This window comes from Ruegeria sp. ANG-R, assembly GCF_000813985.1.
GTDB lineage: Bacteria > Pseudomonadota > Alphaproteobacteria > Rhodobacterales > Rhodobacteraceae > Ruegeria.
This window is the reverse complement of the sequence record NZ_JWLJ01000005.1, coordinates 37,090-60,760: the sequence shown is the minus strand read 5'-3', so window position 1 is coordinate 60,760 and position 23,671 is coordinate 37,090. Positions and strand designations below refer to the sequence as shown.

Sequence of the window (23,671 nt, the reverse complement as noted above, 5' to 3'; positions counted from 1 at the left end):
ACCCGCTTACAGCCATCTCTTACGGCGGCGGTATGAGCGCACATCGCGAAAGCTCTTGCGGCCTTCGTCCGACATGCCGAGATAAAACTCCTTAACGTCCGGGTTTTCCCGCAATTCGGCGGCGGGGCCGTCCATCACCACGCGGCCAGATTCCAGAATATAGCCGTAATGAGCGAACCTTAGAGCCACATTCGTGTTCTGCTCGGCCAGCAGGAAAGACACGCCTTCCTTCTCGTTCAGGTCCTTGACGATGCCGAAAATCTCTTCGACCAACTGCGGGGCCAGACCCATCGAGGGTTCGTCCAACAGGATCGTCTCGGGCCGTGACATCAGAGCCCTGCCCATCGCCACCATCTGCTGTTCTCCGCCCGAGGTATAGCCCGCCTGAGACCGGCGTCGCTCCTTCAAACGAGGGAAGTAATTGTAAACCAGTTCCAGATCCTGCTGGATCGCAGCGGACCCATCCTTGCGGGTATAGGCGCCGGTCAGCAGGTTTTCCTCGACAGTGAGGTGTTCGAAACAATGACGGCCCTCCATCACCTGAATAACACCTTTTTGCACCAGATCGGCGGGGTCGCTTTCGTGCACACTCTGGCCACGGTACTTGATCGAGCCCTTGGTGACCTCGCCCCGTTCGGAATGCAGCAGGTTCGACACAGCCTTCAACGTGGTTGTCTTGCCCGCTCCATTGCCGCCCAGCAGGGCTGTTATGCCACCTTTTGGAACGGTCAGGCTGACGCCTTTCAGCACGAGGATCACATGGTTGTAGATCACCTCGATATTGTTGACCTCAAGCAGGGTTTCCGCCTGCACGTCAGTGGTTTGTGCCGCATCCAGCATCAGCGCGTGTCCTCATGCCTGCCCGGTAAGGGCGGTTCGTCAGGAGCGGCAGGAAACCCGCCGCTCCGGGGTTTTCACGGTCCCGGTGCGAACCGGGACGCGTTTTGGCTTACTCACAGCGTGGCGAGATGTTGTTTTCAGCCGCATAGGCCGCTGAATCTTCCGCAATCAGTTGTCCAATCACCTCGGCATCCGTCGGTTTGAACTCCTGAATCTGGTTCCAGGTTCCGGTTGAGGCGTCCCACTGCACGACACCAACCAGCCCCGGGCCGCCGTGGTTTTCGCAGCTGACCGAGAATTCAGGTCCGAACCCGGCCATACCGAGCCCTTCCATCTTGGCGTTGGTCATCTCCAGCGCCTCCATGCCGTCCCGCATCATCGCGGGCGTGATTTCAGCAACCCCGTGCATTTCTTGCGCTGTCTTGATGGCCTCGGACGCCAGCATCGCCGCATAGAGCCCACGGTTATACTGCACGGCACCCAGCTGATCGCCTGCGCCAGCAGCCTTGCCACCATCAACGACGTATTTCCGCAGATCATCGTAGACCGGGTAGTCATCACCCAAACCGGTGAAGGTCAGCGCCTTGTAGCCAGTGGCCTTGTCACCTGCGGGTTCTACATCGAACTCGGCGCCAGACCACCAGACCCCGATGAAGTTCTCCATCGGAAAGCGGATGTTTGCAGCTTCTTGAACCGCGACCTGGTTCATCACGCCCCAGCCCCACATGACCACATAGTCAGGCTTTTCACGGCGGATTTGCAGCCATTGCGACTTCTGCTCCTGACCCGGATGATCGACCGGCAGCAGCGTCAGTTCGAAACCATGTTTCTCGGCCAGCATCTCCAGCGTGCGGATCGGCTCTTTGCCGTAGGCCGAGTTGTGATAGACCAGCGCGATCTTCTTGCCGGTCAGGTCACCACCGTTCTCGTCCAGCAGATAGTTGACCGCGCCCGACGCCCCGTTCCAATAGTTGGCAGGATAGTTGAACACATTGCTGAACACCTTGCCGTTTGCAGCCGATGTGCGACCATAGCCCATCGTGTGCAGCGGGATGCCATCCGCCGTCACTTTGGGGATCAGCTGATAGGTGATCCCGGTCGACAGTGGCTGGTAGACCAGCGCGCCTTCGCCTTTGGTGGATTCGTAACATTCCACACCTTTTTCGGTGTTATAACCAGTCTCGCACTCGACCACCCGTACCGGAACGCCGCCGATACCGCCGTCACGCTCATTCAACAGGGTGAAATAATCGTTATACCCGTCCGAGAACGGAATCCCGCCCGCCGCGTATGGTCCTGTGCGGTAGCTGAGGTCCGGGATCACCAAATCCGCCAATGCGGGGCCTGAGGCCATCAGCGCACCCAGCGCCAGGGTTGCCAGTTTCTTGTTCATCGGGTGTCTCCTCCCTTGGTTGGTCCGATGTTTGGTTTCGGGCTTTCCACCCGTCTTTTGATTGGGCCTGCCCGCTAGTGCGGGAACGGCCAGAGTCTGAGTTTCTCTTTCGCCACACGCCACAGCTGCGCCAGCCCGTGCGGTTCGAGGATCAGGAACATGATGATCAGTGCGCCCACGACCACCAACTGCAGATGCGCCACAATATCCGTAGGCCAGCCCAGCACATCGACTCCGACCACTTTCAGGACCACCGGCAGCAGCACAAGAAATGCGGCACCGGCAAATGACCCGAAAATAGACCCTAAACCGCCAATAATGACCATGAACAGCACCAGGAACGATTTCTGGATGCCAAAGACCTCGCCAACCTCGACCGCACCCAGATAGACCGCAAAGAACAGCGCACCGGCCACGCCCACAAAAAACGAACTGACGGCAAAAGCGGTCAGCTTGGCCTTAAGAGGGTTCACTCCGATAATCTCGGCCGCAATATCCATGTCGCGGATGGCCATCCAGGTACGACCAGTGGTACCGCGGGTCAGGTTGCGCGCGATGATGGCGCAGACGGTCAGGAAAATCAGGCAGAACAGATAGGTTGCCCAGGCAGGCGCATTCGGACCTGTGATGATGATGCCGAATACGTCGCGTTCAGGCGCGTTGATTTGGCCCGAGGCCGAGTAGTTGTAGAACCACGGCACCCGGTTGAACAGCCAGACAAGGAAGAACTGTGCCGCCAGCGTGGCCACCGCCAGATAGAACCCTTTGATCCGTAGAGAAGGTAAGCCGAAGAGGACACCCACGATTGCGGTGATGCCGCCTGCAAGGATCACATGTATGAACATGCTGACATCCGGAAACGCAGTCATCAGCTTGTAGCAGGCATATGCGCCTACAGCCATGAACCCGCCGGTACCTAGCGATACCTGTCCGCAATAGCCCACCAGAATGTTCAGCCCGATCGCAGCGATGGCATAGATCAGGAATGGCAGCAGCAGCGCGTTGGCCCAATAATCGTTGATGATGAACGGAATGATTCCGAACGCCACCGCCAGCACGACGTAATATCGATAGCGGTCGAACTTGATCGGGAAAGTCTGGCTGTCAGCTACGTAGGAGGTCTTGAAGTCCCCGGCCTCACGATAGAACATATCTTACTTTCCCCATTCTTCCTGCGCCCGATTGCGGGCAGCGGCATCCAGTTGATTGGACCCTTTGGCATATCCAGTGGCCTCAGAGGCACGCACCAGCTTCATGTAAGCCAGGATGCCCATGACCAGCCCGGCAAAGGCCAGAAGCACTGCAATCACAAGCTGGCCTTCGCTCAGATCGCTTGATGTCAGGGCAATGTAGCCAAAGGCCCAGAACCCCGCCCATGCGATCACGTTGATGATGGCAATCAGCTTGGTCATACCCTACACCCTCTCGATGATCTTCTCGCCGAACAAGCCCTGCGGCCGGAACACCAGAAAGATCAACGCCAGCACATAGGCAAACCAGTTCTCGGTCGCACCGCCGACCAAGGGGCCGATGGCAAACTCGAACAGTTTCTCGCCTACACCGATAATTAACCCGCCAACGATGGCTCCGGGGATCGAGGTAAACCCGCCCAGCATCAGCACCGGCAGCGCTTTGAGCGCGATGAGTGACAGCGAGAACTGCACGCCCGACTTGGTGCCCCACATGATGCCCGCGACCAGAGCCACGAACCCGGCCACAGACCAGACCATCACCCAGATGAAGTTCAGCGAAATCCCGACCGACAGCGCCGCCTGATGGTCATCAGCCACGGCGCGCATTGCCCGGCCCTGCTTGGTGTATTGGCTGAACGCGACCAAGGCCGCCACCAGCAGCGCCGCGATGATCGTCGCCACGATGTCGAGATTGTCGATGAAGAAGCCGTAGTCGAAAATGTTGAACGTCGTCTCATCGATCCACAAGTTGATCCCCTGCGGCAGACCAACATCCAGTGTCTTGATCTCGGATCCCCACATCAGGTCCGCGACGCCTTCAAGGAAATAGGCCAGACCGATAGTCGCCATGAACAGAATAATCGGTTCCTGCCCAACCAGATGCCGCATAACGAACCGCTGCACGCACCAAGCCAGCAGAACCATCACTCCCATGGTCAGAATGATCGCCAGCAGTGCAGGCACATTCCAACCGAAATAGTGGATATGGGTCCCGAAGATCGCATTGATCAGATGCGCAAAAGGCACCTGCCCGTTCATGATCCCGACCAGCGTCATCGCCGCGAAAAGGGCCATAACACCTTGGGCATAATTGAAAATCCCCGACGCCTTGTAGATCAGCACAAAGCCCAGCGCGACCAACGCATAGAGCACCCCGGCCATGAGACCGTTGAGGATGACCTCCATCGCAAATACGAGTTGTTCAGGCATTAGTTGCTGTCCTCTCTATGCGCATTTTTCTACATCGCTTCTTTGTGATCTGGCTGAATAGACTACCTGCTTAGATTTCGAGAGGTAGAGGGCGCTGATTATGAGATATGACCGTCCATACTCTGCTTCTGTGCATCCAGAAAACTTGAAGTTCGTTTCGGTATATGGGCGTTGACGCTCCAACCCGATCTGCTCCATCTGATTGGTGAGTTGCGCTGCGAAGAAACCCCAATCGAGCTTCGCTGAGTCAGCAGTCTGAAAACTACAGGTCTCTCGATGACCGCTGAACCTGTCCGCATTCAAAACGATTGAAACTGGTACGTTGTCCACCGTCAGAAACACTCTACCCTTCCGAAAATTCTGAAACTCAGCACCCTCGAATACTCGACCACCATCAAGCTTCAGTAGTGTTTGCACACACCGACTACTTACGCCTGATAGTACTTTAGATTCTTCGCTTGCCACTGCAAGCGAGGGCAAAACACAAGACGCAAAGGCCATCAGAAGAAAAATGATATTCTGGCGTAAGTACTCCGAGAGTTGATATCCAAGAGTGTCACATCTAATCATGCGACACCCCCAGATAGGCGTCGATGACTTCCTGATTGTTGCGCACCTCATCGGGTGTGCCGTCCCCGATCTTCTTGCCGTAGTCCATCACAACCACCCGGTCGCTCAGGTCCATCACCACGCCCATGTCATGTTCGATCAGAGCGATGGTGGTGCCGAACTCGTCATTCACGTCGAGGATAAAGCGGCTCATGTCCTCTTTCTCTTCGACGTTCATGCCTGCCATCGGCTCATCCAGCAGCAGCAGTTTAGGCTCCGCCGCCAGCGCACGTGCCAGTTCAACGCGTTTCTTCAACCCGTAAGGCAAGCGGGACACAGGCGTTTTACGGATGTGTTGAATCTCAAGGAAATCGATGATCTTCTCAACCGCCTCCCGGTTCTCGGTCTCTTCCGCCTCAGCCTTACCCTTCCACCAGGCTTGCTGAAAAATGTTGGTCTTCATGTAACCCAGACGCCCGGTCATGACGTTGTCCAGAACGCTCATCCCTTCAAACAGAGCGATGTTTTGGAAGGTCCGTGCAATACCCTGCTGCGCCACCTCAAAGGGCCGCATCTGAGGGCGCTTGGATCCGTGGAACCAGACCTCACCCTCCTGCGGGACATAGAAGCCCGAGATCACATTCAGCATCGAGGACTTGCCAGCCCCGTTTGGGCCGATGATGGCCCGGATCTCACCCTCACGTATGTCGAACGAGATATCCTTGATCGCCACAACACCGCCGAAGCGCAGAGTGATGTTTTTCATTTCCATCACCACACCGCCGATCTTGCGGCCGTCCTCGGTGACATATCCTTCGGAATTATCCAGCATCAGAACCTCCCTGACACAAAAACGGGATGGCGGGCGGGGCGATGACCGCAGGTCGAGCGGCGCACGACCGGCCATCATTCCGCCGCCACCTTGTGCTGCGCGACCGGCACAACCGGGGCGTCGACGATCTCCAACGTCGCAGAAATCGAACCCTTGCGACCATCTTCATAGGTCACCTCGGTGGTGGTCGACACTTGGCCAGACCCGTCATAAAGCGCAGCGATGATGTCGTGGAACTTCTCTTCCACAAACCCGCGCCGCACCTTGCGGGTCCGCGTCATCTCTCCATCATCCGCATCCAGTTCCTTGTGCAGAACCACAAAGCGATGCACCTGACAGCCCGAGAGCATCTCATCGGCCGCAACGGACTTGTTCACCGCTTCCACGTGGCCGCGAATCGTCTCTAACACACGTGGATGACCTGCCAGTTCCTGATAGGACGCATAGGCCACGTTATTGCGTTCCGCCCAGTTTCCAACCGCGGTCAGATCGATATTGATGAAGGCGACACAACGATCCTTGCCATTGCCGAACAGCACGACCTCGAGAATATCAGGATAGAACTTCAGCTTGTTCTCAACATATTTCGGCGCGAACATCGAACCATCAGCCATTTTGCCAACATCCTTGGCGCGATCGATGATCCGCAAATGGCCCGAGCTTTCTTCGATGAACCCGGCATCACCGGTTGCAACCCAGCCCTCGGCATCTTTGGTTGAAGCCGTGGAATCCGGATTGTTGTAATACTCAACAAACACCCCGGGCGAACGATAGTGGATCTCGCCGCTGTCATCGATCTTCAGCTCGACATCCGGCGCGGGAACGCCAACCGTGTCGGCCCGAACCTCGCCATCCGGCTGCACGGTGATGAATACTGTTGCTTCGGTCTGGCCATAGAGCTGTTTCAGATTGATACCCAAAGAGCGATAGAAATCAAAGATTTCCGGCCCAATCGCCTCACCCGCTGTATAACCCACACGGAAACGGCCATAGCCAAGCGTATCCTTGAGCGGGCCATAAACCAGCAGGTTGCCCAGCGCGTATTTCAATTTGTCGCCAAAGCCCACCGGCTTGCCGTCCAGCAGCAGACCGCCGACCTTCTTAGCGTGGGCCATGAAGTGGTGGAACATGCGCTGCTTCAGCTTGCCTGCATCCTCCATACGGATCATCACATTGGTCAGCTGGGTTTCAAACACACGCGGCGGGGCGAAGAAATAAGTCGGCCCGATCTCGCGCAGGTCGGTCATCATCGTGTCGGCGCTTTCGGGGCAGTTCACGCAGAAGCCGCACCAATATGCCTGACCGATGGAAAAGATGAAATCGCCCACCCAGGCCATCGGCAGGTAGGAGAGGATATCCTCATTCCGGGTCAGATGATCGAAGTCCGCTGAGTTCTTGGCGCTTTCGATGACATTCCGGTTCGACAGCACCACTCCCTTGGGCTTGCCCGTCGTTCCGCTGGTGTAGAGCATCACGCAGGTGTCGTCATAGGTGACCTCGGCGATGCGCTTGTCGAGTTCCGCATCAAACCGCGCGTGGCCGGCACTGCCCTCGGCCATGATGTCCTCAAGCGCGTTCATCTGGCTGTGGTCGTACTTCCGCATCCCGCGCTTATCAGTATACAGGATGTGCTTGATCTGATGTACTTTTTCCTGAATCTCGATGACCTTATCGACCTGCTCCTGATCGCCGCAGACGACATATTTCGCGCCGCAATGCTCCATCACATAGGTCATCTCTTCGGCAACCGCGTCTTGGTAGAGCGGCACCGGAATCGCGCCCACCATCTGCGCCGCGACCATCGACCAGTAATGCGCCGGGCGGTTGCGGCCTATGACAGCGATATGGTCGCCTTTCTCAACACCAAGTTCCAAAAAGCCCAGCGCAATAGCACGGATTTCCTTGGCAGCTTCAGTCCAGGTCCAGCATTGCCAGATCCCGAACTCCTTTTCCCGATAGGCCGGGGCATCCCCGAACTGGGTCGCATTGCGGTGTAACAGCGCCAGAAGAGAGTGCATCCCTTCAGCGCCCGACTGCGTCTGAGCCAATCTTTCTCTCCTCCCCATCCGACCCCTCCCTGGGTCGAAAATGGCGGGTTCGGGATGGTGCCCGAACGCCAACGCCCCGATTAGGGACATGCGAAGGATCAGCGTCAACTTTTTCCTGATGTTTTCTCAATTCTAACAAATTGTAACAAGGAAGCAGGGGCAATCGTTCGAATTGTACAAAACTTACATACCTTTGAATTGAACGATCCCATCATCCACCAGATCGCAAGAGATCTAATTGTCGCCCGTATTTAGCGGAAAGAACAAATCAAGATCACGAGTGGAGATAATAGGAACAGCAGCAGGGGTCCCTGAACGCAAAATACAGCGATCTGTGAGGCGAGGTAGACGACTGGCAGAAGGAACCAATGCGTCATAATTCCGCCGGTTTTTTGTGTGACTGGACTTATGTCGGGAGTTTCACGCGGGCGCGGCGCAATGGATCCAACAGAACTGGCACAGGTGGCCATCTCCAAAATCTCGGGCATTGCTGATAACGCAAACCTGCGACATTTTTGGGTATACGTTCTGTGCGGCATGATCATTGCAATCATTGCCCATCGGATTGGGGGAGATGACCGAAGGTTCCTTTCCGTTTTTTTCAGGAAAGAGGTTTGGCGATCCCGTTCGGCGTTTATCGACTACGTAATTCTCGTGCTTAATCCGGTCCTCTATGTGTTTGTACTCGATTGGATTGTGAAAACCCTTTGGCAACTGACGCCTGTAATCGCAGATGAGATCAGAACTCTGGGCGCAAATCTTCAAAATGAAGATGGTTCGGTTTGGGCCGCAGTTGCGCTGACCGTTACGTTGTATCTGGTCAACGATTTCATGCGCTGGTGGTTGCACTATCTACAACATAAGGTTCCATTGCTCTGGGAATTCCACAAGATCCATCACTCAGCAGAACATTTGAACTTTGCAACAGCCGAGCGACACCACCCGTTCGATACTGTGTTTTTCGTGTTTTGCACGGTAGGCGCAGCTGCGATAGTAAATGGTGTGTTTTGGGGCCTGTTTGGAGATCACCTGACGGTCTATCAAATTGGCGGGGCGAACGTCATTTTCTTTGCCTCCAACATCATCGGCGGTGTCCTGCGCCACAGTCCAGCATGGGTCAGCTTTGGCCCACGTGTTGAAAAATGGCTGATTTCGCCAGCAATGCATCAGATCCATCACTCAAGTGATCCCAAGCACTGGGATAAAAACATGGGTGGCGGGTTGGCGATCTGGGATAGACTGGGCGGGACGCTCTATGTGCCTCAAGGCCGCGAAGAACTACAATTCGGTATCGGGCCGGAAACCAAGGATTATCGATCACTTTACGGCGTTTACGTTGAGCCGGTGATGAAGGCAGCCCGGATTTTTCAGCGTAGCTGACCATTTTCGTGAAAGAAAAACTGCCTGTCACCCAGCCAGAGAATGAGACAGTTTGCGCAGCTTTTGACCTACAACCAATCCCGCAGGATCGGAATCAACGGCACGTCCGCCGCAGGCATTGGATAGTTCCGCAGATCATTCGCCCGCACCCATTTCAACGCCTGACCCTCTTTCGATTGCGGGATGCCCTCCCATTTGCGGCAGGCAAAGAGAGGCATGAGCAAGTGGAAATCGTGATAGCTGTGGCTGGCAAAGGTCAAAGGCGCGAGGCAGGAGGCCCAGGTGTCGATGCCCAACTCCTCGTGCAACTCACGGATCAGGGCGGCCTCGGGGGTTTCGCCGGGTTCGATTTTGCCGCCGGGAAACTCCCAGAGACCGGCCATCGACTTGCCCTCGGGACGTTGGGCCAGCAGGACGCGGCCCTCAATGTCGATCAGGGCGACGGCAGACACTAATACTGTTTTCACGAGCGGTAATCCGCGTTGATCTCGATATAGCCGTGGGTCAGATCGCAGGTCCAAACGGTGGATGCCCCCTCACCCAGACCCAGATCGACCGCGATCACCAGGTCCTGACTTTTCATATAGGATGCGGCATCTTCCTCGCGGTAATTGGGGCTGACCCAGCCTTTTTCGGCCACAAGGATATCTCCGAAGGAAATGCTCAGAAGGTCGCGATCCGCGGCGGCGCCGGATTTGCCAATGGCCATGACGATGCGGCCCCAGTTCGGGTCTTCGCCCGCGATGGCGGTTTTGACCAGAGGAGAGTTGGCAATGGCCAACCCGTGGGTCTTGGCGTCGGCATCCGTGGCGGCCCCAGTCACACGAATTTCTACGAATTTCGTGGCCCCTTCACCGTCGCGCACCACCTGCTGCGCAAGGCCCAGCATCACCTTTTCCAAAGCTTCAGCAAAGGCCGCGTTGCCGGTGGTATCGACGCCGGAGGCTCCGGTGGCACATAGCAGCAGCGAGTCTGAGGTCGAGGTGTCGCTGTCCACGGTGATGCAGTTGAAGGTGCGATCGGTCTGCCCGCACAGCATCGCTTGCAGTGCTGATTGCTCGACCTGTGCATCGGTGAAGATATAGACCAGCATCGTCGCCATATCGGGGGCGATCATGCCGGAGCCTTTCGCAATCCCTGCAATAGAGACTGTTTTGCCACCAATATCTACCTGCGCCGAGGCGCCTTTCGGGAAGGTATCGGTGGTCATGATCGCCCGTGCCGCGTCTTCGATGGCGTGGCGGCTGAGAGTGGATTTCAGGTCTTCGAGCTTGGCTATGATTCGGTCATGAGCCAGCGGCTCTCCGATCACGCCGGTGGAGGAGGTAAAAATCCGGCCATCGGCCACACCTGTGGCCTTAGAGACGGCCTGCGTCACCTCGGCCACCGAGGTCTGACCGTAATGGCCGGTAAAGGCATTGGCGTTGCCCGAATTTACAAGGATCGCCGCCGGGCCGTCGTTGGGGCCGCCGATCTTCTCCTGGCAGTCCAGCACAGGCGCCGCGCGCGTGGCTGAGCGGGTAAAGACCCCAGCCACCGACGTGCCCGGATCAAGCACTGCCAGCATCACATCGGTGCGGCCCTGATAGCGCACGCCTGCCTCAACAGTGGCAAAGCGTACGCCGTCGATGGCTGGCAAGTCGGGGAAAGCCGCAGGGGCCAGCGGCGAAACCTTGGTGATCGTGGCCACGCGCGTTACTCCTGTAACAGTTCGAACTGGCGCATGATCTCGGGCCCGGCCCCTTCCAGCGCGGGACGTTCTATCGTCGCTTGCTGGGTCAGTTCATCGATCTTGGCCTGGATCGCCTCTTGCCGGATGGTCTCGGCCAATTCAGCGCGCACGACCTCAAGCTCGGGCGCTTCCGTTTTTCGCTTGTCATTCAGCGTGACCAGATGCCAGCCGAATTGGGTTTGCACCGGTTCTGAAATCTGGCCCTTTTCAAGGCCCAAAACAGCGGTTTCGAACTCGGACACCATCTGGCCTTTGCCGAACCAGCCCAGCGCACCGCCATTGGGACCAGAAGGGCCGGTGGATTTCTCTTTCGCCAGTTCGGCGAAATCCGCGCCCTCGTCCAGTTGTGCTTTGATCGCTTTGGCTTCGTCTTCGGTTTCGACCAGAATGTGGCTGGCGTTGAATTCGTCTTCGCCCTCGAACTCGGCGAATTGTGCGTCATAGGCGGCCTGAATGGCCTCATCCGTGACCTCGGCGGCTGTAAGCGCCTCGACCGTTTGCACCGCGCGCAAAGAACGGGTTTCGTTTTCCAACCGCAGCGCGTTCAGCGGGTTCAGCGCCTCTTGTTCTTGCCCCAGCAGGTGCTGCTGGACCAGTTGTTCAAGGATGAAGTCATACAGGACGTCATCTTCCAACTGCTGATACTGCGCAGGCAGGGCCGAAGCGGTGGCGATGACGTGACCCAATGTGATCTCGTCGCCGTTCACGCGGGCAACAACGGTGTTGGCATCCGGTGCCTCCTGGGCGGCCAGCGGCAGAGCCATCACGGCAGCAAGCGCCAGCGATGGCAGAAAAGTGAGGCCTTTGGGCATGGAATCATCCTATTTCTTTGCCGCGACAGGGCGCGGCGTTGACACTTCAGAACCTGCCGCTTACATCGCTTTGAAGCCTTGGACAGGGCCGCCTTTCACCCCCCGTATCTATGGGTTGCGCGCAAGGTGGGCAAGCCTGTCGCAACCACGATAAGAACAGATCCGCTGGAGTGAACATGCTGGGACTCGGAACGCTCGCCAAAAAGGTGTTCGGAACACCGAACGACCGCAAGATCAAGGCGACCCGCCCCCTGATCGAAAAGATCAATGCGCTGGAGCCGGAGTTCGAGAAGCTTTCCGACGACGGTCTGATCGAAAAGACCGCCGAACTGCGCAAACGCGCGCTGGATGGCGAAAAGCTGGATGACCTGCTGCCCGAAGCCTTTGCCAATGTACGCGAAGGGGCGAAACGTGCGCTGGGTCTGCGGGCCTTCGACGTACAGCTGATGGGCGGCGCTTTCCTGCATCAAGGCAACATTGCCGAGATGAAAACAGGTGAAGGCAAAACGCTTGTCGCAACCTTCCCCGCATATCTGAACGCACTGACCGGCAAGGGCGTGCATGTGGTCACGGTGAACGAATATCTTGCCAAGCGCGACTCGGAATGGATGGGCAAGGTGTTTGCCGCAGTCGGCATGACCACCGGAGTGATCTGGTCGGGCCAGCCAGATGCCGAGAAGATGGCGGCGTATAACTGTGACGTCACCTATGCGACCAACAACGAGTTGGGTTTTGACTATCTGCGCGACAACATGAAGGCCGATCTGGAGCAGGTCTATCAGAAGCACCACAATTTCGCGATTGTGGACGAGGTGGATTCGATCCTGATCGATGAGGCGCGGACACCACTGATCATCTCGGGGCCGGCGCAGGATCGGTCGGACCTGTACACTGCCATCGATGCGGTGATCCCAACTTTGCAGGAAGATCACTTCTCGCTGGACGAAAAGACCCGCAACGTGACCTTCACCGACGAGGGCAACGAGTTTCTGGAAGAACAGTTGCTGGCTGCGGGTCTGATCCCCGAGGGGCATTCTCTGTACGACCCCGAAAGCACGACCGTCGTACATCACGTCAATCAGGGTCTGCGTGCGCATAAGCTGTTACAGCGCGACAAGGACTATATCGTCCGTGATGGCAATGTCGTGCTGATCGACGAGTTCACTGGCCGGATGATGCCGGGCCGCCGTCTGTCAGAAGGCCTGCATCAGGCCATCGAAGCCAAGGAAGGCGTACAGATCCAGCCTGAAAATGTGACGCTGGCCAGTGTGACTTTCCAGAACTATTTCCGCCTCTATGACAAACTGTCGGGCATGACCGGCACCGCTCTGACCGAGGCCGAAGAATTCCAGGAAATCTATGGCCTGGGGGTGGTCGAGGTTCCGACCAACAGACCGATTGCGCGAGTGGACAAAGACGATCAGGTCTATCGCACGACGGCCGAGAAATATGATGCCATTATCAAACAGGTCAAAAGGGCCGGTGAAAAAGGTCAGCCTTGTCTGGTCGGTACGACCTCGATTGAAAAATCCGAAGTGATCAGCCAGCTGCTGACCCAGGAAGGCATCGAGCACAATGTTCTGAACGCCCGTCAACACGAGCAGGAAGCACAGATTGTGGCCGATGCTGGCCGCCTGGGTGCGGTGACCATCGCCACCAACATGGCGGGCCGCGGCACCGACATTCAGCTGGGTGGTAATGTCGAGATGAAGGTGCTGAAGGCGCTGGCCGAAAACCCCGAGGCCGATCCGGCCGAGCTGCGTGCGACAGAAGAAGCCAGGCACGCGGAAGAAAAAGAAAAAGTGCTGGAAGCCGGTGGCCTTTATGTCATGGCTTCCGAGCGGCATGAAAGCCGCCGGATCGACAACCAGCTGCGGGGCCGCTCTGGCCGTCAGGGCGACCCGGGCCGCACCGTGTTTTACCTGAGCCTCGAAGACGACCTGATGCGCATCTTCGGGTCGGAACGGCTGGACAAGGTTCTGACCACGCTGGGCATGAAAGAAGGTGAGGCGATCATCCATCCTTGGGTGAACAAATCACTAGAACGGGCGCAGTCCAAAGTCGAAGGCCGTAACTTTGACATGCGCAAGAACGTGTTGAAATTCGACGACGTGATGAACGATCAGCGTAAAGTGATCTTCAGCCAGCGGCGCGAGATCATGTCGGCGGACGATCTGTCCGAGATTGTGTCGGACATGCGCGAACAGGTGATCGACGACATGATCGATGAATACATGCCGCCGAAAACCTACGCCGATCAATGGGACACGGATGGCCTGCATGAGGCAATCAAGGACAAGCTGAGCATCGATGCCCCGGTTCAGGACTGGGCCGCCGAGGAAGGCGTGGATGACGAGCAAATCCGTGAACGTCTGATCAAGTCCGCCGATGAAATGATGGCGCAGAAGGCGGTCGCTTTCGGCCCCGAGAACATGCGTAACATCGAAAAGCAGGTTCTGCTGCAGACCATCGACGGCAAATGGCGCGAGCATCTTCTGACGCTGGAACATTTGCGCTCGGTCGTGGGGTTCCGCGGCTATGCGCAGCGCGATCCGCTGAACGAGTACAAGAACGAAAGTTTCCAACTGTTCGAAGGAATGCTCGATTCGTTGCGTGAAACCGTAACGCAGCAATTGTCGCGCGTGCGTCCGCTGAGCGAAGAAGAACAGAAGGAAATGCTGGCGCAGATGGCGGCGCAGCAGGCCCAGGCTCAGCAAGCGGTCGATAAGGCAGCGGGTAGGGCCGAGGCTCTGGCCGAGGCCGAGGCTTCTGGCGATGCCCGCCCCGGCTTTGTCGAAGATGATCCGGCAACGTGGGGGAACCCGTCGCGCAATGACCCGTGCCCCTGCGGATCAGGCAAAAAGTTCAAACACTGCCACGGAAGATTGACCTAAGGTCACCTGCCTTCCGACACAATGAGTCCGCCTCACGGCCACATATTGGCCGTGTTTCAGCATCAGATTGCAACTCGCTCCTTCAACTGGGGAGGGTGTCTTGTTTGTAATAAAGAACTACGTGACCACGGGCGGAACCGTTGCCTGCGCCGTGGCCATCGGATATCTGATGCAAAGCGGTTCGGCGCCGCAGCCCGCCGCTGAGCAAAGTGGCGCGCGCATCGCTTCGATCTCGGACCAGGACTCGGGCCTAGTCGGGCTCAGGGATGTTGTTCTGACCTCCTCCTCCCCGGCAGAAACGAGCCACGATATATTGCCTGAACCCTCGCGACCAAGCCCGGAACAAAGCCGTTTGCCGTCGAATTGCGATCTGAGCGCACGCGCTCTGGCGGTGCCCGGCGCGAATGTCCGGTTGCGGGTCAAAGCCCCTTGCCATGCGAATGAAACCATCGAGGTTCACCACAACGGGCTTGTTTTCAGTACCGAAACAGATTCGCTTGGCGGCCTGAACCTGACGGTACCGGCGCTGTCCGAATATGCCATTTATCTCATCTCATTCCCCGATGAGAAAGGCACGGTTGCGACGATTCATGTGCCCGAAATCAACAGTTTCAACCGGATCGCGCTGCAGTGGCAGGGTGAGACAGGCCTGCAGCTGCACGCGCTTGAATTCGGCGCCGGTTATGGAGAAGAGGGTCATGTCTGGTCCGGTTCCGAGGCCGGCGGGACGGGCTCGGTGATCCATCTGGGACAGGGCGGTTCGGACACCGCGCGCAACATAGAAGTGTATTCCTTCCCCGTTCAGTCCACGACCGAGACCGGGACAATCACTCTTTCGGTTGAAACCGAGGTCACCGAGGCAAATTGCGGCAAAGCTCTGAACGTGCAATCGCTGGAATGGCGCACAGATCAGCGCCTTCGGTCGCGTGATCTGACGCTGGATATGCCCGACTGCGATGCAGCGGGTGATTTTCTGGTGTTGAATAATCTGTTCTCAGACCTGACAATCGCTGCCAGATAGGCAGCAGGCAGTTCAACGGTCTCTTATGAAAATTCTTCGTGCGGCACAGGCCGCGCTTTTGGCGCTGTTTTCGGCACAGGTCGCTACGGCGCAGGACATCACCCTGACCTCACATGACGGCAAGGTCGAGGTGGTCGGAACCCTGTTGGGATATGACGGCGAGTTCTACCGTGTCGACACTCAGTTCGGCGAGCTGACGATTGATGGTTCGGGCGTCACCTGCGATGGGCCTGCCTGCCCTAATCTGACCGATTTTGTGGCCGAGATCCGGTTCTCCGGCTCATCGGTCATGGCCGAGACCCTGCTACCCGCACTTGCCCAGGGATTCGCAGCGCAGGAGGGGCTGATACTATCGCAACCCGAGGGTGCCGAAACGCAACATGTGTATGCTCTGCATCATCCTGATCGACAGGCCCCTCTGGCCAGGCTGACATTTCACGCCGCGGACACTGCCCGAGGCTTTGCCGATCTGGCTGAAAACAGCGCCGATATTGTGCTGGCACAACGCGAAATCCGCCCGGATGAGATGGAGCTGACCCGCGATGCCGGACTAGGGAATCTGACGCAAGCGCGCCGGTCACGCGTCGTGGCGCTGGATGCGATGGTGCCGGTTGTATCGGCTGACAATCCGGTACGTCAGATATCCCCGGCTGATCTGGCGAAGGTCTTCGCGGCCGAGGTCATCAACTGGACCGATCTGGGCGGCCCCGACGCACCGATCTCGCTGCACCTGCCGCAAGCCGGATCGGGTTTGGCGCAGGCGGTCGAAGACCTGCTGCTGGCTCCGGCGCACTCCGCGGACATCACGCGTCACGTGCGCAGTAGCGATCTTGTCCGGACGGTCTCATCCGACCCGTTTGCGATCGGTATCGCGAGCCTTGCCGAGGCCGACGATGCGCGCGCGTTGCCACTGACCGGCGGCTGCGGTCATGCCCTCTCGGCAACACGGCAATCGGTAAAAACCGAGGATTATCCGCTGACCTCGCCCCTGTTCATCTATCTGCCACAAAGGCGATTGCCGCGCATCGCGCGACAATTCCTTGCCTATACCCAAAGCGACGCGGCGCAGCCGGTTATTCGCAGGGCAGGCTTTGTCGATCAATCACCCGAGATGATACACGTTGGCCTGCAGGGCGATCGGTTGGCCAATGCCATCACAACCGGGGGTTCCGAGGTCGGGCTGGAAGAACTGCAGCGGATGATCGAAACGCTCCGCCCGTTGTCCCGGCTATCTTTGTCGTTCCGATTTGAAGCGGGATCTTCCCGGCCCGACGCGCAGTCTCGGTCCAACATCCTGCAACTGGCGCAAGCGCTGGAAAGCGGTACGCTTGATGTACAGCAACTGACCTTCGCGGGGTTCAGCGATGGGGAAGGCGCGGCCTCTGCCAATGCGCGCATCGCTCTGCAGCGCGCCAAAACGGTGCGCAACGCGGTCCTCGCTGCGATCGAGACAAGCATCCCGGACAGTATCGAGATCACCGTTGAGGGATTTGGTGAAGCCATGCCCATGGCTTGCGATGACACCGAATGGGGCCGCAAGGTGAATCGCCGGGTTGAGGTCTGGGTTCGGTAAACCTTACAGATACCCTTGCGCCCGAAAGCTAAGCTCGGTTGATTTGCCGATGATCAGGTGATCATGCAGGGTCAGGCCCAGCGCTGAACATGCATCCTGTATCCGATTGGTCATGTCGATATCCGATTGCGAGGGTGTCGGATCGCCGGACGGGTGATTGTGCACAACAATAAGTGCCGAGGCGTTTAGTTCCAGCGCCCGTTTCGCCACCTCGCGTGGATAGACGGGAACGTGATCTACGGTGCCCTTGGCCTGTTCCTCATCCGCGATCAGAACGTTCTTGCGATCCAGATAGAACACCCGAAACTGTTCGGTCTCGCGATGCGCCATCGTTGTGTGGCAATAATCCAGAAGCGCGTCCCAGCCCGAAATCACATGCCGTTGCATCACCCGGGCGCGGGCCATGCGGTGAGCGCAAGCCTCAAGGATTTTCAGATCGGTGATGACGGTATCGCCTACGCCTTTGATCTGGCGCAGCCGTTCCTCGGGCGCGGTCAAGACGCGGTTGAAATCACCAAACGCGTCCATCAACGCCCGCGCCAGTGGTTTCACATCCTGCCGGGAGATGGATCGGAACAGCACCAGCTCCAGCAACTCGTAATCCGGCATCGCCGCCGAGCCGCCGGACATGAACCGTTCGCGCAGCCGCTTGCGGTGATCTTTGATGTAGGAGGGTAACCGACCACTCGGCAGCGGCTGCGCTGGCGCTTCATCCGTATCGAACAGCATCGGGGCTTCGGCAAAGGCGTCCTGTGTCATGGGTTCACCCTGCCGCAGAATCGGTTTCCGATTGGTTAACGCATCTCGCCGGCCATGCCTGCCGTAGCACGGCGGACAATCATATGCAGCAAGATCGAGAACACCCCCAGCGTCAGCATCGCCGCGAACATCAGGTCGGTCTTGGCGCGGCCATTGGCCAGCAACATCAGATATCCCAGCCCTTGCGAGGACCCGACCCACTCGCCAATCACCGCGCCGATCGGTGCATAGACCGCTGCCAGCCGCATCCCCGACGCCAGCGACGGCAGGGCCGCGGGAATACGGATATGCCACAGAACCGCGCCGCGGCTGGCCTGCATCGTGCGCGCCAGGTCCAGATATCCGGCAGGCGTGCGCATCAACCCGTCAAAGAAGGACGAGGTGATCGGGAAATAGATGATCAGTACCGCCATGGCGACCTTGGACCACAGGCCATAACCAAGCCATAGCGTCAGCAGCGGAGCCAGCGCGAACACGGGCAGAGCCTGAGTGAACACCAGCATCGGCTGCACCAGCACCCGCGCGACGCGCGAATTTGCCAGTTGCAGCGCAGTGACCACCCCCAGAAGCGTCCCGCAGGCAAGACCGATGACAACTTCGACAGCGGTGGTCCATGTATGTTCGGCAATCAGCCAGCGGTTTTGCCACCAGGTTTCGGCCACCAACCCCGGACCGGGCAGGATGAATTTCGGCAGGCCGGTCAGCGAAACAACGCCCTGCCAGACGGCCAGCGCAAATAGTGTCGCGGCAAGGGCCGAGAGGTATCTCATGCTGCCTCTCTCAGCAATTTCAGCAGCGCACCCTGCGTTTCCAATGCGTTGGGATCGTCCACAGCGCGCGGCGCAGGTGCCGCGGGCGGATCACAGGGCGTCAATCCGTGTTGCGTCATCACCACTATGGATTGACCCAGGCGCGCGGCCTCGGCCGGGTCATGGGTGACCAGCAAAACGGTCCGACCCCGCAGCGCCTCGGCAGCCAAATCCTGCATGTCTGCGCGGGTGCGGGCGTCAAGGGCCGAGAAGGGCTCGTCCAGCAGAACGATGGGGCGGTCCTCCATCAGCGTGCGGGCAAGGGCCACGCGTTGACGTTGGCCGCCTGACAGTTCCGATGGTTTCCTGGTCAAGTGATCCTGCAGGCGCATCCGTTCGATCAGCCGATCTCGGCGGTCCAGATCGACGGTTTCGCCCCGCAAGCGGGCCCCCAGCGAGACATTCTGCGCCACGGTCGCCCATGGCAACAGCAGATCGTCCTGCGCCATATAAGCGACACGTTCGGACACAGGCCGACCGTCGCTCGCGGTGATCCGGCCGGTGAATTCAGCCCCGGTCTCCAAACCCGCAATCAGCCGCAGAACGGTGGTTTTTCCCACGCCCGATCCACCCAGCAGACAGGTCCACGCCCCGGCCCCAAGGGTCAGGGTCAACGGCGCGAACAGGGTCGCGCCATCTATGGTGGCCGTGCCGCTGATCGACAAATCGGGCGCGGGTGTCATGGGGTCAGGCCCATTTGCCAGAAATTGACCTCCAGAGCGGTGGCTGTCGTGAAGGTCTGGCACAGGCGATCCCAGCGCGGGGAGGTCTCAAAATCCGCCCTAATGCGCCGTGTTAGAGCCTGATCCATAAGCTCTCCAACCGCTTTGCACGCAGCTTGGTAATCCTCACCGGCATAAGTGTTGATCCAGTCGCGATAGGTGTCCGAGGTCGCCTCGATCGCCAGCCGCGCGCCGATCTCGCCATAGCCCATGACACAAGGCGCAAGTGCCGCCAGCAGATCCAGCAGATCGCCGCTGTATCCGGCCTCAAGCACAAATCGCGTGTATGCGAGGTTTTCCTGCCGCTCGGGCGTTGCGAACAGCTGATCCTGTGGAATACCTTCGGCTTCGCAAATACCGATATGCAGCTTCATCTCTTCGCTGATAAGCCCATTCACTGTACGCGCTGCGGCCAGCATTTCCTCATGCGTTTCCGATTTCACCACCGCCAGCGCCCAGGCACGCGAGAAATGGATCAGGAACACGTAGTCCTGCTGCAGATAGTGCAGGAACGCCTTGCGCGGAAGCGTTCCGTCTTTCATGCCTTCGACAAAGGCGTGGCGGGTATAATCCCGCCACGGGTCCCGCGCCGCATCCCGCATCAGGGCGAAGGCTTTGCCATAGCCGCTCATTGCGCGGTCACGTCGATGGCAATGTCACTGACCGGATTGACGCTGTCGATCATGCCGCTGTCGTTCAGGAACGCCTCGAACCTTGCATAACGACCGGCCTCAAGACCCGCCGGGCGCAGGGCAAAACGCGGCAACGTGTCGACCCAGGCGCGGGCGTTCAACTCGTCCTGCAGTTCAGGTGAGGTGGCTGCGAAGATCTCCCAGCTTTTTTCCGGGTTGTTGACGATGAACTGAGTCGCTTTTTCGGTCGCGGCCAGGAAACGGGTTACCTTGTCGGTATCCATGGTTTCGGGATTGGCGACGTAGATCAGCTCGTCATAGGCGGGCACGCCCTCTTCCTCGATATAAAAACAGGTGCCGGGGGCGCCTTCGATATCCATCTGGTTCAGCTCGAAATTGCGATAAGCCCCGATGACCGCGTCCACCTGCCCGGACATCAGCGAAGGTGAAAGCGAGAAGTTGACGTTGATCAGTTCGACCTCGTCGAGTTTCACGTCGTACTTGCCCAGCACAGTGCCCAGAACCGCCTCTTCCACGCCCGCGACCGAGAAACCGATCTTTTTATCCTTCAGGTCCGCAGGCGATTTGATCGGGCCGTCCTTTAGAACCAGCAGGCAGTTCAGAGGCGTGGCAACCAATGTGCCGACGCGCTTCAGGGGCAGGCCCTCGTGAATCTGAAGATGCAGCTGCGGTTGGTAGGACACGGCCAGATCGGCCTGACCGGCGGCAACCAGACGTGGTGGCGCGGACGGATCGGCGGGCGGGACGATTTCAACCTCAAGCCCCTGCTCGGCAAAGTAACCGTTTTCCTGCGCCACAATGATCGGACCGTGATCGGGGTTGATGAACCAGTCCAGCAGGACGGTCATCTTGTCCTCGGCCCAGGCGGGTGCGGCGGCCAACAGAGCAGCGGCCGTGATCAGTTTTTTCATGTCTCGCGTTTCCTTCTGTTCACGAGGTTGAAGCCGCGACGAGAACGATCTCGCCCGGCCAATCTGGTTGGATTTGTTCGGCTGCGCGCCAGGCGCGCAGCCCGGTGGCGCAGCACAGCGCCAGTCGTTTTCCTTTGTTAGGCTCTGATTTTCGAAGTTCGTCCAAAGGCACGCGCTGTGCATCCGGGTGTATTCGGACCGGTGCTTCGTCCTCGCCCCGCAGTTCGATAATCCGATCGTCGGAGGTGAGCTGGCTGGCCGAGAGAAAGCGGAAACAATGGTTCGGCTCGGCTGCGTCGTCAAATCTGAACGAACTGCCGCGGAGCGTACCGCCATCATATTGGACCATCTGGCCCAGAGGCGATGGCCCCATGCCCAGAAGCAGGCTCAGCACCATCTGCGCCTGCATCGCGCCCGTGACGCCAACAACGGGACCCAGAACTCCGGCCGTGGCGCAGCTGGCACCACTGTCAGGCGCATCAGGGAACAACGCCCGCAAGGATGGGGCACCACCGCAGAAGCCGCCAACATAGCCCGATAGGCCAAGCACCGACGCGCTGATCAGGGGCTTGCCTTGGGCCAGACAACTGTCCGACAGGATATAACTCGCCGCATAACTGTCTGCGCAATCGAGGATCACATCCGCCTGGGCAACGAATGCGGCCACATTCTCGGATGTCAGAGCCTGTGCGTGGCCGATGGCCTCGACTTCACTGTTCAGCGCACCACAGCGATCAGCGGCGACATCTGCTTTGAACCGTCCGCGATCCGCTTCGGCAAACAAGGTCTGGCGATGCAGGTTGGAAAGATCGACCGTATCGCCATCCACTATCGTGATTCGCCCGACCCCGGCACCAGCCAGCAAGGGCAGAGCCGGAGCAGCCAGCCCACCGGCACCCACCACCAGCACGCGCGCCGACGCCAGGCGCGCTTGTCCGTCGGCCCCAACCTCGGGCAGTAACATCTGGCGGGAATATCGGCTCATCTTGTGGCCTCAATCCACGCGCGCACACGCGCCTCGGGGTCGCGGTTCAGGGTAATATCCGTGACGACCGAGACGATATCGGCCCCCGCTTCCAGCACACCCGGCGCGCGTTCAACACTCATACCGCCGACGCCGACCAGTGGAATATCACCGACACGGGCTTTCCACTCGGTAACGCGCGGCAAGCCCTGCTGATGCCATTTCATCTTTTTCAGGATCGTCGGATAGACAGGGCCCAGCGCGACATAGTCCGGGTCCATCGTCAGGACGCGCTCAAGCTCGTCATCATCGTGGGTGGAAACACCCAGCTTCAAACCCGCTTTTCGGATGGCTTTCAGGTCTGCTTCGTCCAGATCCTCCTGCCCCAGATGAACCCAGTCACAGCCCAGATCAATTGCGTCCTGCCAATAGTCATTCACCACGAGAACAGCACCGTGTGCCCGACAGAGATCACGTGACATTGCAATCTGCTCGTGCACCACCTCTTCTGGCTGGTCCTTTACCCGCAGCTGCACCAACCTGGCTCCCAAGGGCAACATGCGTCGCAACCAATCAGAATGGTCGAAAATCGGATAAAAACGATCCAGCGTCATGACAGGAAGGCCTTACCGATCACCGGGGTCGAAGGCTCGGCCATATCTCGCGGCTCGATCGGGTCAGCTTGATGAGCCAGCATCCCTGCTTCAATTCCCCGAGCCATGGCCCTAGCCATCATTTGAGGATCTCCGGCGCGAGCCACGGCGGTGTTCAGCAGCACGGCGTCATATCCAAGCTCCATCGCATGGGCGGCATGGCTGGGCAGGCCGATCCCCGCGTCGATGACCAGCGGGACATCAGTAAATTCCGCCCGCATCGCCCGCAGGGCGTATTCGTTGTTCAGACCGCGACCCGAACCAATGGGTGCGCCCCAAGGCATCAACACCTCGCATCCGGCCTCAAGCAGGCGTTCGCCGACGATCAGGTCGTCGGTGGTGTAAGGAAAAACCTGAAACCCATCCTCGGTCAGGATGCGCGCAGCCTCGACCAGTTGGAACACATCCGGTTGCAGACTGTCTGTATGGCCGATCAGTTCCAGCTTGATCCATGGCGTCTCAAAGACTTCGCGCGCCATGTGAGCAGTGGTCACGGCTTCCTTCACCGTATGGCACCCTGCCGTGTTGGGCAGGATCAAAACGCCCAATTCGCGGATCATCTGCCAAAAGGTTTGCCCGGCACCGGACTCACGCCGCAGCGAGACCGTGGCAACCCCGGCGCCACTTTCACGAAATGCCCGCTCCAGAATGGCAGGGCTGGGATATTGCGCTGTGCCCAGCATCAGTGGATTGGGTAAGCGGGTTCCGTAGAAGGTTTTCATCC

Annotated in this window: 22 protein-coding genes; 4 read left to right on the top strand and 18 right to left on the bottom strand. The window is 58.5% G+C overall.

Going from position 1 to position 23,671, the window contains the following annotated elements; all coding sequences use genetic code 11:
* Positions 1-6 precede the first annotated feature (6 nt).
* The 7 genes from RA27_RS14145 to RA27_RS14110 form a co-directional block, all read right to left on the bottom strand.
* Positions 7-840 (bottom strand): ABC transporter ATP-binding protein, encoded by an 834-nt coding sequence (locus RA27_RS14145; protein WP_039540239.1) that lies wholly within the window; start codon positions 838-840, stop codon positions 7-9.
* A 109-nt stretch (positions 841-949) separates the two neighbouring features.
* On the bottom strand, positions 950-2,233 hold the full coding sequence (locus tag RA27_RS14140) for an ABC transporter substrate-binding protein (protein WP_039540236.1): 1,284 nt from the start codon (positions 2,231-2,233) through the stop codon (positions 950-952).
* 74 nt (positions 2,234-2,307) lie between these two features.
* Positions 2,308-3,384 carry a branched-chain amino acid ABC transporter permease gene (locus RA27_RS14135; RefSeq protein WP_039540233.1) on the bottom strand — a complete coding sequence of 359 codons (1,077 nt, stop codon included), beginning with the start codon at positions 3,382-3,384 and terminating at the stop codon, positions 2,308-2,310.
* 3 nt (positions 3,385-3,387) lie between these two features.
* Complete coding sequence (locus tag RA27_RS14130) at positions 3,388-3,645, bottom strand: hypothetical protein (protein WP_039540229.1); 258 nt, start codon at positions 3,643-3,645, stop codon at positions 3,388-3,390.
* Between the two features lie 3 nt (positions 3,646-3,648).
* Entirely contained in the window at positions 3,649-4,635 is a 987-nt protein-coding gene (locus RA27_RS14125) for a branched-chain amino acid ABC transporter permease (protein WP_039540226.1), read from the bottom strand.
* Positions 4,636-5,197: 562 nt separating this feature from the next.
* Entirely contained in the window at positions 5,198-6,016 is an 819-nt protein-coding gene (locus tag RA27_RS14115; RefSeq protein ID WP_039540371.1) for an ABC transporter ATP-binding protein, read from the bottom strand.
* Positions 6,017-6,090: 74 nt separating this feature from the next.
* Complete coding sequence (locus RA27_RS14110; RefSeq protein WP_193746519.1) at positions 6,091-8,034, bottom strand: AMP-binding protein; 1,944 nt, start codon at positions 8,032-8,034, stop codon at positions 6,091-6,093.
* A 468-nt stretch (positions 8,035-8,502) separates the two neighbouring features.
* Between RA27_RS14110 and RA27_RS14105 the strand changes: the two genes are divergently transcribed.
* Positions 8,503-9,444, top strand: coding sequence for a sterol desaturase family protein (locus tag RA27_RS14105; RefSeq protein WP_052265297.1), 942 nt, complete (start codon positions 8,503-8,505; stop codon positions 9,442-9,444).
* Between the two features lie 68 nt (positions 9,445-9,512).
* Here RA27_RS14105 and mutT read toward each other — a convergent pair whose 3' ends face one another.
* The 3 genes from mutT to RA27_RS14090 are packed head-to-tail and all read right to left on the bottom strand — an operon-like array spanning position 9,513 to position 11,988.
* Entirely contained in the window at positions 9,513-9,911 is a 399-nt protein-coding gene (mutT, locus tag RA27_RS14100; RefSeq protein WP_039540217.1) for an 8-oxo-dGTP diphosphatase MutT, read from the bottom strand.
* Complete coding sequence (argJ, locus tag RA27_RS14095) at positions 9,908-11,134, bottom strand: bifunctional glutamate N-acetyltransferase/amino-acid acetyltransferase ArgJ (protein WP_039540214.1); 1,227 nt, start codon at positions 11,132-11,134, stop codon at positions 9,908-9,910. Before argJ ends, mutT begins: the two co-directional genes overlap by 4 nt.
* Positions 11,135-11,139: 5 nt before the next feature.
* Positions 11,140-11,988 (bottom strand): peptidylprolyl isomerase, encoded by an 849-nt coding sequence (locus RA27_RS14090; protein ID WP_039540212.1) that lies wholly within the window; start codon positions 11,986-11,988, stop codon positions 11,140-11,142.
* A 176-nt stretch (positions 11,989-12,164) separates the two neighbouring features.
* Here RA27_RS14090 and secA point away from each other — a divergent pair, with 176 nt between their 5' ends.
* The 3 genes from secA to RA27_RS14075 all read left to right on the top strand — a co-directional run bounded on the left by secA (position 12,165) and on the right by RA27_RS14075 (position 17,476).
* Entirely contained in the window at positions 12,165-14,882 is a 2,718-nt protein-coding gene (secA, locus tag RA27_RS14085; RefSeq protein ID WP_039540209.1) for a preprotein translocase subunit SecA, read from the top strand.
* Between the two features lie 100 nt (positions 14,883-14,982).
* Positions 14,983-15,903 carry a hypothetical protein gene (locus tag RA27_RS14080; protein WP_039540206.1) on the top strand — a complete coding sequence of 307 codons (921 nt, stop codon included), beginning with the start codon at positions 14,983-14,985 and terminating at the stop codon, positions 15,901-15,903.
* A gap of 25 nt (positions 15,904-15,928) precedes the next feature.
* Entirely contained in the window at positions 15,929-17,476 is a 1,548-nt protein-coding gene (locus tag RA27_RS14075; protein WP_039540203.1) for a phosphate ABC transporter substrate-binding/OmpA family protein, read from the top strand.
* A gap of 3 nt (positions 17,477-17,479) precedes the next feature.
* Here RA27_RS14075 and radC read toward each other — a convergent pair whose 3' ends face one another.
* From radC to RA27_RS14035, 8 genes are read right to left on the bottom strand one after another with little or no spacing between them, the layout of a single operon-like run.
* Entirely contained in the window at positions 17,480-18,235 is a 756-nt protein-coding gene (gene radC, locus RA27_RS14070) for a DNA repair protein RadC (protein WP_039540200.1), read from the bottom strand.
* Positions 18,236-18,270: 35 nt separating this feature from the next.
* On the bottom strand, positions 18,271-19,005 hold the full coding sequence (locus RA27_RS14065; RefSeq protein WP_039540197.1) for an ABC transporter permease: 735 nt from the start codon (positions 19,003-19,005) through the stop codon (positions 18,271-18,273).
* The gene (locus RA27_RS14060) at positions 19,002-19,727 is read right to left on the bottom strand and encodes an ATP-binding cassette domain-containing protein (RefSeq protein WP_039540195.1); all 726 of its coding nucleotides are present in this window, start codon (positions 19,725-19,727) and stop codon (positions 19,002-19,004) included. Before RA27_RS14060 ends, RA27_RS14065 begins: the two co-directional genes overlap by 4 nt.
* Positions 19,724-20,398, bottom strand: coding sequence for a thiaminase II (gene tenA / locus RA27_RS14055; RefSeq protein ID WP_082025131.1), 675 nt, complete (start codon positions 20,396-20,398; stop codon positions 19,724-19,726). Before tenA ends, RA27_RS14060 begins: the two co-directional genes overlap by 4 nt.
* Entirely contained in the window at positions 20,395-21,330 is a 936-nt protein-coding gene (locus RA27_RS14050; RefSeq protein WP_039540192.1) for an ABC transporter substrate-binding protein, read from the bottom strand. Before RA27_RS14050 ends, tenA begins: the two co-directional genes overlap by 4 nt.
* Positions 21,331-21,349: 19 nt before the next feature.
* The gene (locus RA27_RS14045) at positions 21,350-22,315 is read right to left on the bottom strand and encodes a HesA/MoeB/ThiF family protein (protein ID WP_039540189.1); all 966 of its coding nucleotides are present in this window, start codon (positions 22,313-22,315) and stop codon (positions 21,350-21,352) included.
* Entirely contained in the window at positions 22,312-22,908 is a 597-nt protein-coding gene (locus RA27_RS14040) for a thiamine phosphate synthase (protein WP_039540186.1), read from the bottom strand. Before RA27_RS14040 ends, RA27_RS14045 begins: the two co-directional genes overlap by 4 nt.
* A complete protein-coding gene (locus RA27_RS14035) occupies positions 22,905-23,669 on the bottom strand; it encodes a thiazole synthase (RefSeq protein WP_039540183.1) in 765 nt (254 codons plus the stop codon). The genes RA27_RS14040 and RA27_RS14035 overlap by 4 nt, the downstream gene beginning before the upstream one ends.
* Between the last annotated feature and the right edge of the window lie 2 nt (positions 23,670-23,671).

Bases quoted from the DNA above. Each gene is read 5' to 3' on its own strand.
- RA27_RS14145 (WP_039540239.1), bottom strand. From the start codon at position 840: ATGCTGGATGCGGCACAAACCACTGACGTGCAGGCGGAAACCCTGCTT.
- RA27_RS14140 (WP_039540236.1), bottom strand. From the start codon at position 2,233: ATGAACAAGAAACTGGCAACCCTGGCGCTGGGTGCGCTGATGGCCTCA.
- RA27_RS14135 (WP_039540233.1), bottom strand. From the start codon at position 3,384: ATGTTCTATCGTGAGGCCGGGGACTTCAAGACCTCCTACGTAGCTGAC.
- RA27_RS14130 (WP_039540229.1), bottom strand. From the start codon at position 3,645: ATGACCAAGCTGATTGCCATCATCAACGTGATCGCATGGGCGGGGTTC.
- RA27_RS14125 (WP_039540226.1), bottom strand. From the start codon at position 4,635: ATGCCTGAACAACTCGTATTTGCGATGGAGGTCATCCTCAACGGTCTC.
- RA27_RS14115 (WP_039540371.1), bottom strand. From the start codon at position 6,016: ATGCTGGATAATTCCGAAGGATATGTCACCGAGGACGGCCGCAAGATC.
- RA27_RS14110 (WP_193746519.1), bottom strand. From the start codon at position 8,034: ATGCACTCTCTTCTGGCGCTGTTACACCGCAATGCGACCCAGTTCGGG.
- RA27_RS14105 (WP_052265297.1), top strand. From the start codon at position 8,503: ATGGATCCAACAGAACTGGCACAGGTGGCCATCTCCAAAATCTCGGGC.
- RA27_RS14090 (WP_039540212.1), bottom strand. From the start codon at position 11,988: ATGCCCAAAGGCCTCACTTTTCTGCCATCGCTGGCGCTTGCTGCCGTG.
- secA (WP_039540209.1), top strand. From the start codon at position 12,165: ATGCTGGGACTCGGAACGCTCGCCAAAAAGGTGTTCGGAACACCGAAC.
- RA27_RS14075 (WP_039540203.1), top strand. From the start codon at position 15,929: ATGAAAATTCTTCGTGCGGCACAGGCCGCGCTTTTGGCGCTGTTTTCG.
- radC (WP_039540200.1), bottom strand. From the start codon at position 18,235: ATGACACAGGACGCCTTTGCCGAAGCCCCGATGCTGTTCGATACGGAT.
- RA27_RS14065 (WP_039540197.1), bottom strand. From the start codon at position 19,005: ATGAGATACCTCTCGGCCCTTGCCGCGACACTATTTGCGCTGGCCGTC.
- RA27_RS14060 (WP_039540195.1), bottom strand. From the start codon at position 19,727: ATGACACCCGCGCCCGATTTGTCGATCAGCGGCACGGCCACCATAGAT.
- tenA (WP_082025131.1), bottom strand. From the start codon at position 20,398: ATGAGCGGCTATGGCAAAGCCTTCGCCCTGATGCGGGATGCGGCGCGG.
- RA27_RS14050 (WP_039540192.1), bottom strand. From the start codon at position 21,330: ATGAAAAAACTGATCACGGCCGCTGCTCTGTTGGCCGCCGCACCCGCC.
- RA27_RS14045 (WP_039540189.1), bottom strand. From the start codon at position 22,315: ATGAGCCGATATTCCCGCCAGATGTTACTGCCCGAGGTTGGGGCCGAC.
- RA27_RS14040 (WP_039540186.1), bottom strand. From the start codon at position 22,908: ATGACGCTGGATCGTTTTTATCCGATTTTCGACCATTCTGATTGGTTG.
- RA27_RS14035 (WP_039540183.1), bottom strand. From the start codon at position 23,669: ATGAAAACCTTCTACGGAACCCGCTTACCCAATCCACTGATGCTGGGC.